Raw genomic sequence first — 13,599 nt, 5'->3', positions numbered from 1 at the left:
ACTGCCTGCATTTTCCTGACAGGAGCCGAAAACGACAGTAAACCGCCGGATGACACCGGCTTTCAGCGGCGAAAGCCGGTCTCTTTTCTGCCGCCCGGCTCCTCACCGGGCAGAGGCTACCACCAGATTTCCATCTGTGCTCCGACACTGATTTCGTCGTTGCTGCCGCGACTGAATTTATGAGCATCGCTATCGCTGTAGGCGAGGCCGCTGACAAATCCGGGCAGGGTAGTGGATGCATATCCCCATTTTTCACGCCAGTTGGCATAGGTCGCATAAAACCGGAGTGCCGGGCGTGACCAGATGCTGCTTCCTGCCTGCCACTGCTGAGCCAGGGTAAGTTTCACCTGATGATTTTGCTGCCCGGTACGCTGGGATTTAACCTGATCATAGCCGGCCTCAAACAGGGTGCTCATTACCGGAGTCCACTGATACATCGGGCGAATACCGGCGGTAAACCAGCGTGATCCATTACCGTTATCCCGCCGGACATCCTGCAGCATAGCGACATACATCATGCGCCATGCCCCCTGCAGATCATAAGCCCCGTGGTCGATTATCCGTACCATCCGGCCATTATTCTCTGCCGAAGCACCTTCTCCACGGCCATTTCTTAATGACGTCATTGCATCGGTTGCGTATTGCAACACCAGCTTATTGTAGCCTTCCCCGGTTTCCAGAGTGTGTTCAACGGTCGCCATCCATCCCTGTTTACTGGCGGTCGGGGACAAGTGATACCCGTCACTGGCGCTGGCGCGCCCGTAATCCACACCCAGTTCCAGTGTGCCCGCCTTGCCAAGAGTGATACCGGCTAAACGAAGGTCAAAGGTATCCGTAATAGCCTCTTTGACCTTATGTTCATTATCGATATACCCCTGAGCACCACCGGCTTCACTGTTACGGGTGGCGGCGAGAGAGACTTTCCCCCAGTCTGTAGTAATATTTTCAAGCCCGGCACCGGGGCCTGAAATATCCCAATAGTAGAAATCGATCATATGCACATCATGGCGCTGATAAAATCGTTTCCCGGCCCAGAGTTTTGCCCCCGGTAATGCAGCGATAAGATTATCCCCCTGAATATTTACTTCGCGTAACGCCGGAGAAACCGCTTCAAAATCAGCCTGCTGAGAGACGGCATATGCCAGATTAGTATCAAAATAGAAGCCGGATGCTCCTTGTTGCCATACCTGCTGGCCCAGTTTCAGTTCGGCGTAGGTTTCACATTCATTGCCCAGACGGTATTTGCTTCCGCCGCCGGTCACAGCAGAGCACTGCTGCTCCCCGCCGCGGGTGCTCCAGCCAATACCGGAACGGGCATATCCGTGGAAGTCGAGTGCATAGGCGGAGGGTGCAGAGACGACAGCCAGCAACGTCAGTGTTGCTGCGACTCTTCCTTGAGTAGTCATAATGGATCTCCTGTTGATGTACAGCATCATGCCGTAGTATCGCGGGCCTGATCCCGCTCAGCCCGCGGGGGTGGTTATCCTCTCAGGGGGCGGGAGACGGGGCCGGGGTAAACAGCCACCAGGCCGCCTGGTAGGGGCTTAACTGACCGGGGCGGGGCACCCGGGGGGTATCCGGCATATTACTGATAATCAGAGTGTAAGTGCCTTCCTGTTCAACGCCGGGAGGCTGCCAGTCGCACGGATTGTCAGTGAGGTTCGCCACCACCAGCAGCATTTGCCCTTGCCAGCAACGGCGATAGCACCAGATGTCCGGACGATCCGGAGAAAGGTCATGGTAGTCCCCGTACTGCAGGAGGGTAAGTTGTTTACGTAAACGGATAAGTGAACGATAACAATACAGTACGGAGTGCGGGTCTCTCAGTGCAGACATAACATTGATCTGCCGGTGATTCACGTTACAGTCCAGCCATGGGGTACCCGTCGTAAAACCGGCATGTTTAGTGTCATCCCATTGCATTGGCGTGCGGCTATTATCGCGGGACTTCGCGCCAAGGATGGCGAGGATATCGGCCATGCTATGTCCCTGGCGATTGAGTATCCTGGCGATATTAAGGCTCTCCACATCCCGGTATTGCCCAAGATCGGTGAACCCGGCATTGGTCATGCCAATCTCTTCCCCCTGATAAAGGTAAGGGGTTCCCTGCATACCATAAAGCACCATCGCCAGCATTTTCGCAGAAATTTCACGATGTTTCCCCTCACATCCCAACCTTGACACCACGCGGGGTTGATCATGATTACACCAGAAAAGGGCCCCGTTGGCGCGCTGATGCATCCCCGATTGCCAAAGGGCGAAAATCTTTTTGAGCGCAATAACATCAGGAGCCATACGCGTCCATTTATCGCCGTCAGCATAATCGATTTTGAGGTGGTGGAAATTAAATACCATCGAAAGCTCAGTATTGTCACAGGAAGCATATTGCTGGCAGTGCTGCAGGCTGGTGGATGACATTTCACCGACAGTGATCAGGTTTAACGGGCGGAAAACATCACGGTTCATTTCCTGTAAAAATTCATGGACCCGCGGCCCGTCAGTATAAAAACGTCGTCCGTCACCGTCCGGGTCATCCCTGAACTGTTCCGGTTTGGAGATTAAGTTAACGACATCCAGCCGCAGGGCATCCACCCCTCTGGCTGCCCAGAACCGGCAGACATCTTTCAGGGCTTCACGGACCGGCGGGTGTTCCCAGTTAAGATCAGCCTGTTCCTTACTGAATAAATGCAGATAGTGTTGCCCGCATTCCGGTTGCCATTGCCAGGCCGGGCCGCCGAATTTCGACTGCCAGTTTGTCGGAGGAATATCCGGCGGGGAATCCCGCCAGATATAGTAAGGATGATAGGGGCTGTGCGGGTCACAGGCCTGGATAAACCACGGATGTTGTGTGGAAGTATGGTTAAACACCATATCCATCATTATCTTCAGGTTACGCTGATGTGCTTCAGCGACCAGTTGGTCAAAGTCATCCAGAGTGCCGTAGCGCGGATCAATGGCACAGTAATCAGCCACATCATAGCCATTGTCTACCTGCGGGGAAGGGTAAACTGGCGTCAGCCACAGGATATCTACGCCCAGAAAATGCAAATAATCCAGATGGGAAATAATGCCCTGCAGATCACCGGTACCTTTACCGGTGGTATCCTGAAAACTCTTCGGGTAAATCTGATAAACAACCTTGTCCTGCGTCCATGTCTTTTCCATTCTGGCAACCTTCGGTAGTCAATTTCATTCAGTCACTGATGTCGCGACAGCAGTGCGGGCAGCGAGTTCTTTACGGGCAAAATAGCGGGCCAGCATCAGGGTCAGTACCAGGGGTACGATGATGGCTATCAGGATGGCCACGGAATACACCGGCCAGAACTCAGGTTTTACAGAGAGGATGCCTGGCAGCCCGCCCACACCAATACCATTAGCCAGTACATGATTAAGGCCGCACAGCAGGCTGGCGAGGGCCGAGCCGATCATGGCGCAGAGCATCGGATAACGGTATTTGATATTTACCCCGTACATCGCCGGTTCAGTCACTCCGAGATAAGCGGCAACCGCGGCAGGGATGGCAATACCCCGTTCTTTCGGTGTCCGGCGGATCAGAATGATGGCCAGTACCGCAGAAGCCTGAGCAATGTTAGATAATGCGATCAGTGGCCAGACCGGGGTGCCGCCCAGTTTCTGGATCATCTGCATATCAATGGCCAGAGTGGTCTGATGGATCCCTGTGATCACCAGCGGGGCATACAGGAAGCCGAAAATGGCCGAGCCAATCGGCGCAAAGCTGCCGGTCATCACCAGGCTCACGATCCAGGCAACGCCATCTCCCAGCATACGGCCGAAGGGACCGATAAGACCGTGGGCCAGAGGAATGGCGATCAGCAGAGAAACGACCGGAATGATCACCATATTCAGGGCTGCCGGGACGATTTTCCGCAACTGACGCTCTATCAGTGCCAGCGCCATACCGGCAAGTACGGAGGGAATGACCTGCGCCTGATAACCGATTTTTTGTACTGAAAACCAGCCGAAATCCCAGATTTCAGGCAATTGTTGCCCCAGCTGATAAGCATTCATTAGTTGCGGTGACACCAGAGTAATTCCCAGTACGATACCGAGCACCGGTGTTCCGCCCATTTTGACGACGGCAGACCAGCAGACGGCGACCGGCAAGAACATAAAAATGGCCTCCCCGGGTAACCAAAGCAGGTCATACAGCGTCTGCCAGACAACAGAAGTCTGCGCCAGTGTTTTGCCGTCACCGAAAGGAATATCACCAATGACATTCCGAAACCCGAGGATCAGCCCGCCGCTTATCAGCGCGGGTAACAGCGGGAAAAAAATATCGGCGATATGAGAAAGGGCTTTTTCGCCGAAAGACATATTATTACGCGCGGCTTCACGCTGGCTTTCCCGGTCGTCACCCTGCCGTCCGAGGGTGGTAATCAATGCCTGGTAGTAATCGCCGACGTCCGGGCCAATAACGACCTGGAACTGTCCCGCATTGGTGAAGCAGCCTTTGACCATCGGCAGGTTTTCCAGGCCGGTAACACTGGCCAGCCCGGTATCACCCAACACCAGCCTCAGGCGGGTAATACAGTGCGTTACGCTAACGATATTCTCTCTGCCGCCGAGATATTTAATAAGATTATCAATAACCTGCTTATCTTTTTTTTTCATGGGAAGTCCTTGGGGTTGTCCCTGAAAGTCACACGTGAGGGGGTATAACTCATCCCGGAACAGAGCATAATCAATTTGCCAGTGACTGTGTCGGGAACGTTCCCGGAAATGGAGGTATGATCACAAAATAAATTGCCGTTAACCGGCAATCTCAGTATTCAGTTGACCGTTCAGCAGGTAAGTGCGGGCAGGGGCAGAATGTGCGAGGTGCGCAAGCAGTTGTCTGGCAGCCAGTTCACCGGCATTGGCATAGCCAAACTCCAGTGTGATCACCGCGGGAAAAAGGAACCCTAATAAGGGCGTATTACCGATAGCGGCGACGGTGATCTGTTGTGCCGGGTGTTCACCAAGATATTTATAAACCCCCAACGCCAGGGAGTCTGTTGCACAGATAACGGCGGTGATACCTTCGCCGCAGACCTCTCCGGCAAGGGTGTAACCACTGTGATATTCCAGTGTTCCCAGAGAGGCGTGCGGGGTTAACGAAAGTCTTTTACACGCCGTAAGATAAGCAAGATAGCGGTCTTCGCCGGTGGTTTTGTCGCTCTGATTAACCCCCAGATAACTTATCCGGCGATGGCCTTGCTGAAAAAGGTGATCAGCGAGCATCTGAACGGCCCCGGCATCGTCATAGCAGACAGATGAAAATCCGTCGCACGGATGCACCATCAGTACCATATGGGGTTCCCAGCCAGCGATCATTCCGGCTGTCAGTCCCGTAAAACTGAACAGGATGGCACCATCGACTTCACGCTGTTTCAGCACCGTTAAATGCTCAGTGACTTTATCGGTACTGAAGCGACTTTCCAGGATAAGAACATCATAGCCATGACGATAGAGCAGGGGCAACATGGCGCTGACCGCCTGATTCTCCGCGGCAGAGTCCAGCCTTGCCATAATGATCCCAATCACCCGGCTCTCTTTCACCCGCATGGAGCGTGCCGGGCGTGACGGAGTAAACTGGTATTCATTAATGACCGCTTCGATACGCTTGCGCGTTTCCGGGTGGACATCTCCCTGCTGGTTTAACACCCGGGAAACCGTGGATTTTCCGGTACCACTCAGGCGGGCGATATCTTTTATGGTCAGACGTTTCGGCATACAGAGGCTTCCATAAGCTTTCCGGGTAAACAGTAAGAGAATAATGCAGGAAAACGCAGAGTAAAAGAAACGTGAAGCCGTCGGGGAGAATATCGGGGGTATAGTGATGTAAATCAGAAACAGAAGAGATAATTCATGGTGCGTCCGAGTGGACTCGAACCACCGACCCCCACCATGTCAAGGTGGTGCTCTAACCAACTGAGCTACGGACGCAAATATGAATGCAGAATAAAGAATGGTGCGTCCGAGTGGACTCGAACCACCGACCCCCACCATGTCAAGGTGGTGCTCTAACCAACTGAGCTACGGACGCACTGGTGCGTTCTAGTGGACTCGAACCACCGACCCCCACCATGTCAAGGTGGTGCTCTAACCAACTGAGCTAAGAACGCTTTTGCTATCAATCTGCCTGACAGCGGGGACGAATATTAGCGGCACTCGTGGTCGCTGGCAAGAGGAAAAACTTATTTTTAATACTGACTGTGCAGCAACTGTGCTATACGGGCTATTTTTAAGCATCCGGGGCGTAAGAAATAGCCCCGGAGGTAATTATTTAGCCGAGCGATGCAGGATAACCGAGGCCGGTAAACGCTGTACCCGGATTATCCGCCAGATCATCATGATGGCCGCCGCGGTCAGACCGATAATAAAGCCACACCAGAAACCTGCCGGCCCCATCCGGGGGACGAACACATCCGTCAGTGCGAGCAGGTACCCGCCAGGCAAGCCCAGAACCCAGTAGGCCACCAGCGTAATAAAAAAGATGGAGCGGGTATCTTTGTAGCCCCGCAGGATACCGCTACCGATCACCTGTACACTGTCGGAAAACTGATAGATCCCTGCCAGTAACATCAGATGTGCGGCGAGCAACACCACCTGCGGGTCATCATTATATAACAGCGCAATTTTGTGGCGGAAAACGATGGTAAAAAACGCGGTGATACAGGCCAGACCTATTCCTACTCCCTGAGCCGTCCAGGCGGCAACCTTTGCTTGCGCCGCATCTCCCTGGCCCAGCCGGTAACCGACACGGATAGTCGCCGCGACGCCCATTGACATCGGCAAGACAAACATCAGTGAGCTGAAGTTGAGCGCTATCTGGTGACCCGCCACATCAACGATCCCCAGCGGGGAGACCAGTAAAGCCACCACGGCAAATAGTGTCACTTCAAAGAACAGTGCCAGCGCGACGGGTAATCCTAACCAGAACAGACGCATCAGAATTTTGCGGTCCGGAACGGAACGAACGTCAAGATGATTAACATCTTTCAGGGCAGGCATGCGTTTTACCCAGAATCGCATGACCAGAAACATTACCCAGTAGACTGACGCCGTCGCGACTCCGCATCCCACGCCTCCCAGTGCCGGCATACCGAAGTGACCGTAAATAAAGATATAGTTCAGCGGAATATTAAACAGCAGCCCGATGAAACCGAGCACCATACCGGGTTTAGTTCGGGAAAGTCCTTCACACTGATTGCGTAAGACCTGAAATAACAGATACCCCGGGGCTCCCCACATTAATGCATGCAGATAGCGGGCCGCTTTATCGGCCAGGAGTGGATCCATATCGGACATATGACGAAGCAGTAAACCGGCATTCCACAGAATAATCATGGTCAGTATTGACAGGAAAATGGCCAGCCAGATAGCCTGATGTACCTGAAAGATAATTTTATTGCGTCGTCCGGACCCGTTGAGATGAGCAACCGTCGGTGTCAGTGCCAGCAGTAATCCCTGTCCGAAGAGGATGACCGGTAGCCAGATGGAGGTACCGATGGCGACGGCTGCCATATCGGTGGCACTGACCGAACCGGCCATAATAGTATCCACAAACCCCATTGAGGTTTGTGCGACCTGAGCCAGGATCACGGGGATCGCGAGCCCCAGCAACTGGCGCGCTTCTGTAAAATACTTCTGCACGAATACACCTGTTTAAGAATTGAAGCAATGGAGGAGAACATCCTTTTCGTTGCTTAGTGTAACGGTGTCTGGAAACTTAGCAACCGGAGAAACAGAGACGCGGATAACGCTAACGCCGCATTTACGAATAAACAGCAGGAAACCTCTGTGGTACTCTGAACAAAATTGTAAGGGAGAGTTCATATGTTTACCGGTATTGTTCAGGGGATGGCAGAAGTCGTTGCCGTGGAAGAGAAACCTCTGTTCCGCACCCATACACTCAGATTTCCGCCGCAATGGTTAGAGGGTCTGGAAACGGGAGCGTCGGTGGCGCATAACGGATGCTGTCTGACAGTGACAGCGATTGACGGAGACCGGGTCAGTTTTGACCTGATCAAAGAGACGTTGCGTGTCACTAACCTTAATGACGTGACAGTCGGCAGCCTGGTCAATATTGAACGGGCCGCAAAGTTTTCAGATGAGATTGGCGGACATCTGATGTCCGGTCATATCATGACGACCGCAGAGATCGTTAAAATCATCAGTTCGGAAAACAATAAAGAAGTCTGGTTTAAACTGCAGGATCCTTCCCTCAGCAAATACGTTTTGCATAAAGGTTTTATCGGTATTGATGGTTGCAGTCTGACTATCGGGGATGTCCGCGCAAATAAGTTTTGTGTGCACCTGATCCCGGAGACACTGCAGCGCACCCTGCTGGGGGTTAAAAAAATCGGCAGTTGCGTAAACATTGAAATTGACCCGAATACCCAGGCCATTGTGGATACCGTCGAACGTGTTCTGGCAGCCAAAGCCTCACCATTAAGCTAAAAAAATGCAGCCACATGGGCTGCATTTTTCTTTGCCTCACACGCAGATCACCGTGCGACGCGTAAACCGCCATCAATACCGCGGCTGAACACTACCTGCCATAACTGAATATCACGTGAGCGGAAAGCCCCCGCACAGGCGTTCAGATAATAGGTGAACATCCGTTTGAAACGCTCGTCATAATTACTTTCCAGCTGTGGCCAGCTTTCCAGAAAACGCTCGTACCAGGCCATCAGAGTGGTGTCATAATCCACTCCGAAGTTATGCCAGTCTTCCATCACGAAATGAGGTTCGCTGGTCTGTGCAATATGCATCACCGAAGGCAGACAACCATTCGGGAAGATATATTTATCAATCCACGGGTCAACGTTCAGGTCAGTATGGTTTGAGCCAATGGTATGCAGTAAGAACAGTCCGTCCGGTTTCAGGTTACGGGCTACGACATCAAAATAGGTGGCATAGTTTTTCGGACCCACGTGCTCAAACATACCGACCGAAACAATACGATCAAAAGAAAGGTTCAGGTCGCGATAATCCTGAAGCAGGATAGTGACATCCAGGTCTTTACAGCGTTCCTGGGCCATTTTCTGCTGTTCTGCTGAAATAGTGACACCGTGGACACTGACGCCGTAATGACGGGCTGCAAACTCAGATAATCCTCCCCAGCCACACCCGATATCCAGCAAGGTCATTCCGGGTTTAAGTTCCAGTTTACGGCAGATCATATCCAGCTTCGCTTCCTGCGCAGCCTCCAGGGTGGTTGCGTCTTTCCAGTAACCACAGGAATATTGCATATACGGGTCGAGCATCAGACTGAATAAATCATTACCCAGATCGTAGTGTTCTTTACCGACGATCCAGGCACGTTTTTTAGACTGAAGGTTTTTAAGACGGGCAGTAGCGATGCGCAGGGTGTCTTTAAAATGATGGGGTAATTGTTTATCGAGTTTGTTTTTTAATACCCGGTAAAAGAACTGGTCCAGTCTTTCACACTCCCACCAGCCATCCATATAGCTTTCGCCTAACCCTAGCGAACCTTCCTGTAAAACCCGCTTAAAAAAGTCAGAGTTTTTTACCCGGATATCCCAGGGCCGGTCACCGTTGATACTGATATCTGCCATCGCCAGCATTTCAGTAGCGATACGATACCAATGACTTTCCTTGAGGCCCACTTCTGCTACACATGATGAACTCATACGCTTATTATCACCTGTTCTGTTTGAACCTGAAGAAAGAATAGACAACTTTCACTGGTCCGTGAGTAAACTCACAAAAACGTGTATTTATAATTAAAGACTAAGCAGAGGATAGTGTAACTATCGAAAAATGCGCATATGCCATTTAAGCACATTAAATTTTATTATAAATATAGTGACTTATTTTTATATTTTGTCACCCGGGTGATTATATGCCTTGCAAGCGCAATGTTCAATGATCGGCCATTAGTCTGCTAAGGATGAAATAAATTTTATCCTTAGCAGCGGGAGAACGGGGTGAAAAGGGCGGAGTCAGGCGTGTTTTTGCTGGCGGTAGCCCGCCAGTGCCAGCAGGACGGTCACTCCCATGGCGGTGACTGTGGTGATCAGCGGTTGCTCAGGATGGCCGGAGACCACCAGACTGAACAAAAAGCAAAGGCCCAGTTGTAAGGTATTCTGCAGCGCCGCGGCCTTACCGCTGGCGGAAGGGAATTGCTGCAGAGCCGCCGAGACCACAACCGGATAAATAGCACCGTTCGCCATTGCCATGCCGCAGAAGGGTAAAAGCAATGAAAGTAACGAAGCCTGGCCGGAGTATGCGGCGAGCATGGTGCCAATAATGCTGACGGTATACAGCGCCAGTAGCCAGGGAAGCAGGCGTGATGCGCTGAAATGGTTCATCAGTAACCGGCAGCCGAACCCGCCAATCAGAAATGTCACGGTCTGCGGGATATAACTCAGCCCGATATCCGCCGGTGTTAAGCCCAGTCCGGACAAAATAAAAGGAGAGCCAGTCAGCCAGGCGAAAAAACTGGCAGAGCAGGCCGAGTAAATCAGCACATTGCCGCGATAGACGCGATCAGCCAGCAGCCCGGTAAACCTGACTTTATCCGTCGTTTTGCCCGGGGGGGGGACGGAGGTACGTGAGGCTGCCGGCACAAACAGGGTTGAAGCCATTAAAGCGACGGTGATCAACGTTAGCACCAGAAAAACCGAACGCCAGTGATAATGTGCCAGCAGCCAGGAGCCCAGCAACGGGGCCAGTGCCGGTGACAGTGCGACCAGGGGCATGATGGTGGCAAAAATCTTCTGACTACGTGAAGCCGGATAATGGTCCAGCACCAGTGACTGCCAACTGACGGCGGCGGCACAGACACCGATGGCCTGGATAAAACGCAGGGCCAGTAACATCACCGGAGATGTCACCCATAGCATGGCCAGGCAACTGGCCGCGAAAATTCCCAGCCCGCACAGTAATACCGGTTTCCGTCCTGTCACATCAGACAGGGGGCCCCACAGCAACTGACCGCAGGCAAAACCGGCCAGAAACAGGCTCAGGCTGGCGCTGATCACCCCGGCGCTGGTGCCCAGGTCCTGTTTCATTGCACCAAAGGCAGGTAAATACATATCCGTAGCCAGAAAGCCCAGCATACTGAGTAAGGCCAGATAAATTAAAAACAACACCGGATGCCTCATGACATCTCCTCTGATAAAAATTTCGCGCAAAGTGTAAAAGGGTGCATTGCTTGTTGTGAATCGGTAATATTTGAGATTAACGTTTAAAAAATTTGAAAGGTCATTATGTGGTCTGAATATGCACTCGAAGTCGTCGATGCGGTATCAAGGAATGGCAGCTTCAGTGCAGCGGCCAGAGAGCTTCATCGCGTGCCTTCGGCGATCAGTTATACGGTCAGGCAGCTTGAGGAGTGGCTGGCGGTGCCTTTATTTGAGCGTCAGCACCGGGACGTCGTTCTCACTCCGGCAGGTGAACATTTTGTCCGTGAAAGCCGCGGGGTTATCAAAAAAATGCAATCCACCCGTCGGCAATGTCAGCAACTGGCGAATGGCTGGCGGGGGCAGGTAAGCATTGCCGTGGACAGGATTGTTAAACGACAACGTATGCAGCAACTGGTGACCGATTTTTATCGTCATTTCTCTGATATCGAACTGCACATCAGCGAAGAAGTCTTCAACGGGGTATGGGATGCGCTGGCTGATGGCAGGGTGGACATGGCTATCGGTGCAACCCGGGCCGTACCGGTGACCGGGCGTTTTGATTTCCGTGATATGGGCCACCTGAACTGGCGGTGCATTGTCAGTGCCGACCACCCCCTGGCTAACGGCGGCCCGCCGGGAGAGGAGAGGTTACGTGCCTGGCCCTCACTGATGCTGGAAGATACCTCCCGGGCATTGCCACGACGTATCACCTGGTCGCTGGATAACCAGCGGCGTATGCCGGTGCCGGACTGGCAGACCGGGCTCGACTGCGTGAGGGCCGGGTTATGTGTAGCCATGGTACCTGGCCACCTGGCCAGGCCACTGCTATCCCGGGGGGAAGTCAGGGAATTACAGTTACCTGCACCGTTTCCGGAAAGCCCCTGTTGTGTCAGTTGGGCCGGGGAGCGGAGTTCACCGGCCCTGCGGTGGATTCTGGACTACCTCGGGGATACCGACACACTGAACCAGGAATGGCTGAGGGAATAAAAGGTGTGCTTAACGACGATAATCGACAAAAGGACCATCAATCACCGAGCGACGTTCAATCAGTCGCGGGTTCACCTCAATGGTTTGGGGTTCATCGCGTTTATTGACGATACGATCCAGCAACATTTCCAGGGCTTTTTCACCCAGTTCACGTTTAGGCTGGTGAATAGTGGTCAGCGCCGGGCTGAAGTAACGTGAATTACGTACGTTGTCATAGCCGATCACTGATATATCCTGCGGTACGCGTAATCCCTGTTCGTCAGCCGCACAAATGGCACCCATCGCCATAATATCGCCACCGCAGAACACGGCGGTAGGCAGTTGCGGTTGCGAAAGCAACTGCTGCATCGCCTGATAGCCGGACTCCGGTTCGAAATCACCCTGTACCAGCCATTCATCACGCAGGGTGATACCGGCTTCCTGTAACGCTTTCAAAAAGCCTGACAGGCGTCCGCCGCCGGTGTTGCGTTCCATCTGGCCCGGGATACAGCCGATATCACGATGGCCACGTTCTATCAGGTAGCGTCCGGCCATATATCCGCCCCGGAAGGCATTATCCAGGATGGTGTCGGTAAAGTCCCCACGGGAAACTCCCCAGTCCATAACGACCATCGGAATATTACGGTTCTGTTCCAGCATATCCAGCAGATCCTGTGGGTATTCTGCACACATAACCAGCAGACCATCGACACGCTTTTGTGCCATCATCGACAGATAGGCACGCTGTTTTTTCAGATCATTATCGGCATTGCCGAGGATCAGGGTATAACCGTGCTCAAAGCATTTCTTTTCGATAACTTCGATGATCTCTGCAAAATAAGGAGCTTCCAGAGAGGTCGACAGCAATCCTATGGTCCGGGTGTTATTCACTTTCAGACTTCTGGCGACGGCACTCGGGGAATAATGCAATTCATTAATTGCCTCCCGGACGGCCTTACAGGTGTCTTCCGCAACAAAGCGGGTCTGATTAATGACATGTGAAACAGTGGTGGTGGAAACCCCTGCTCGCTTCGCCACGTCTTTAATAGTTGCCATTCAATTCTTACTCCGGGTTTATCATTATTCTGTGCTGGCTGAGTTAATCGTTTGCGTTTACCCTGACTCCGGCAATCGTTCGTAGTGTAGGGGGGACGATTTACCTGTGACGGGACGATAATAGCGCTTGAAATTTCAGCACGCATCATCGTTGCGCAACGAAGGGCGGCAATTCTAGCAAGGTCAGGACAATAAAACGAGATTTTTGCGCAACAGTGTGGTAATTATAATAATATCCATACAGTTATTGTGCTTATGAGAAGGGGGACGCATGGATACTGATCTTAAACTGGCACTGACCACCACGATTGTTGCTTTACTGATGATTTCTGCATTCAGTTTTACAGCAATTCTGCATTAACCGGGGTCTCCCGGCTTGCGGGACTGCAGTGCTGTCCCGCAACAGATAATAAAAAAAGCT

General features: G+C 52.4%; 11 protein-coding genes and 3 tRNA genes. 3 read left to right on the top strand and 11 right to left on the bottom strand.

The window, feature by feature from the left end; translation table 11 throughout:
- Positions 1 to 116: 116 nt before the first annotated feature.
- From GTPT_RS11540 to GTPT_RS11505, 8 genes are all read right to left on the bottom strand, one after another.
- On the bottom strand, positions 117 to 1,406 hold the full coding sequence (locus GTPT_RS11540) for a maltoporin (RefSeq protein WP_029989555.1): 1,290 nt from the start codon (positions 1,404 to 1,406) through the stop codon (positions 117 to 119).
- Positions 1,407 to 1,488: 82 nt separating this feature from the next.
- Positions 1,489 to 3,165 carry an alpha,alpha-phosphotrehalase gene (locus GTPT_RS11535; protein WP_025901925.1) on the bottom strand — a complete coding sequence of 559 codons (1,677 nt, stop codon included), beginning with the start codon at positions 3,163 to 3,165 and terminating at the stop codon, positions 1,489 to 1,491.
- 24 nt (positions 3,166 to 3,189) lie between these two features.
- A complete protein-coding gene (gene treB, locus GTPT_RS11530; RefSeq protein WP_051170698.1) occupies positions 3,190 to 4,632 on the bottom strand; it encodes a PTS trehalose transporter subunit IIBC in 1,443 nt (480 codons plus the stop codon).
- A gap of 138 nt (positions 4,633 to 4,770) precedes the next feature.
- Positions 4,771 to 5,733, bottom strand: coding sequence for a trehalose operon repressor TreR (gene treR / locus GTPT_RS11525; protein WP_029989559.1), 963 nt, complete (start codon positions 5,731 to 5,733; stop codon positions 4,771 to 4,773).
- A 136-nt stretch (positions 5,734 to 5,869) separates the two neighbouring features.
- Positions 5,870 to 5,946 (bottom strand) — tRNA-Val (locus GTPT_RS11520).
- Between the two features lie 23 nt (positions 5,947 to 5,969).
- Positions 5,970 to 6,046, bottom strand: a tRNA-Val gene (locus tag GTPT_RS11515).
- A 2-nt stretch (positions 6,047 to 6,048) separates the two neighbouring features.
- A tRNA-Val gene (locus tag GTPT_RS11510) sits at positions 6,049 to 6,125 on the bottom strand.
- A gap of 157 nt (positions 6,126 to 6,282) precedes the next feature.
- The gene (locus tag GTPT_RS11505; RefSeq protein ID WP_029989561.1) at positions 6,283 to 7,656 is read right to left on the bottom strand and encodes an MATE family efflux transporter; all 1,374 of its coding nucleotides are present in this window, start codon (positions 7,654 to 7,656) and stop codon (positions 6,283 to 6,285) included.
- Positions 7,657 to 7,839: 183 nt separating this feature from the next.
- Between GTPT_RS11505 and GTPT_RS11500 the strand changes: the two genes are divergently transcribed.
- The gene (locus tag GTPT_RS11500; RefSeq protein WP_029989563.1) at positions 7,840 to 8,463 is read left to right on the top strand and encodes a riboflavin synthase; all 624 of its coding nucleotides are present in this window, start codon (positions 7,840 to 7,842) and stop codon (positions 8,461 to 8,463) included.
- 47 nt (positions 8,464 to 8,510) lie between these two features.
- On the opposite strand, the gene cfa is transcribed toward GTPT_RS11500, so the two are convergent.
- Together cfa and punC are read right to left on the bottom strand one after the other, a co-directional pair.
- Complete coding sequence (gene cfa, locus GTPT_RS11495) at positions 8,511 to 9,659, bottom strand: cyclopropane fatty acyl phospholipid synthase (RefSeq protein ID WP_029989564.1); 1,149 nt, start codon at positions 9,657 to 9,659, stop codon at positions 8,511 to 8,513.
- A 312-nt stretch (positions 9,660 to 9,971) separates the two neighbouring features.
- Positions 9,972 to 11,135 carry a purine nucleoside transporter PunC gene (gene punC, locus GTPT_RS11490; RefSeq protein ID WP_029989566.1) on the bottom strand — a complete coding sequence of 388 codons (1,164 nt, stop codon included), beginning with the start codon at positions 11,133 to 11,135 and terminating at the stop codon, positions 9,972 to 9,974.
- Positions 11,136 to 11,240: 105 nt separating this feature from the next.
- Between punC and punR the strand changes: the two genes are divergently transcribed.
- On the top strand, positions 11,241 to 12,143 hold the full coding sequence (punR, locus tag GTPT_RS11485) for a DNA-binding transcriptional activator PunR (RefSeq protein WP_025901931.1): 903 nt from the start codon (positions 11,241 to 11,243) through the stop codon (positions 12,141 to 12,143).
- A gap of 9 nt (positions 12,144 to 12,152) precedes the next feature.
- Here punR and purR read toward each other — a convergent pair whose 3' ends face one another.
- Positions 12,153 to 13,178: an HTH-type transcriptional repressor PurR gene (gene purR / locus GTPT_RS11480; RefSeq protein ID WP_025901932.1), complete on the bottom strand. Its 1,026-nt coding sequence runs from the start codon at positions 13,176 to 13,178 to the stop codon at positions 12,153 to 12,155.
- Positions 13,179 to 13,449: 271 nt separating this feature from the next.
- Between purR and cydH the strand changes: the two genes are divergently transcribed.
- Entirely contained in the window at positions 13,450 to 13,539 is a 90-nt protein-coding gene (cydH, locus tag GTPT_RS17545; protein WP_111678530.1) for a cytochrome bd-I oxidase subunit CydH, read from the top strand.
- Positions 13,540 to 13,599 lie beyond the last annotated feature (60 nt).

Source organism: Tatumella ptyseos ATCC 33301 (assembly GCF_000735525.1).
In the GTDB taxonomy this organism is placed as follows: domain Bacteria; phylum Pseudomonadota; class Gammaproteobacteria; order Enterobacterales; family Enterobacteriaceae; genus Tatumella; species Tatumella ptyseos.
This window is presented reverse-complemented; position numbering and strand designations above follow the sequence as displayed.

Coding starts and splice junctions, on each gene's coding strand:
- punC (WP_029989566.1), bottom strand. CDS start 11,135: ATGAGGCATCCGGTGTTGTTTTTAATTTATCTGGCCTTACTCAGTATG.
- cfa (WP_029989564.1), bottom strand. CDS start 9,659: ATGAGTTCATCATGTGTAGCAGAAGTGGGCCTCAAGGAAAGTCATTGG.
- punR (WP_025901931.1), top strand. CDS start 11,241: ATGTGGTCTGAATATGCACTCGAAGTCGTCGATGCGGTATCAAGGAAT.
- purR (WP_025901932.1), bottom strand. CDS start 13,178: ATGGCAACTATTAAAGACGTGGCGAAGCGAGCAGGGGTTTCCACCACC.
- treR (WP_029989559.1), bottom strand. CDS start 5,733: ATGCCGAAACGTCTGACCATAAAAGATATCGCCCGCCTGAGTGGTACC.
- cydH (WP_111678530.1), top strand. CDS start 13,450: ATGGATACTGATCTTAAACTGGCACTGACCACCACGATTGTTGCTTTA.
- treB (WP_051170698.1), bottom strand. CDS start 4,632: ATGAAAAAAAAAGATAAGCAGGTTATTGATAATCTTATTAAATATCTC.
- GTPT_RS11500 (WP_029989563.1), top strand. CDS start 7,840: ATGTTTACCGGTATTGTTCAGGGGATGGCAGAAGTCGTTGCCGTGGAA.
- GTPT_RS11540 (WP_029989555.1), bottom strand. CDS start 1,406: ATGACTACTCAAGGAAGAGTCGCAGCAACACTGACGTTGCTGGCTGTC.
- GTPT_RS11535 (WP_025901925.1), bottom strand. CDS start 3,165: ATGGAAAAGACATGGACGCAGGACAAGGTTGTTTATCAGATTTACCCG.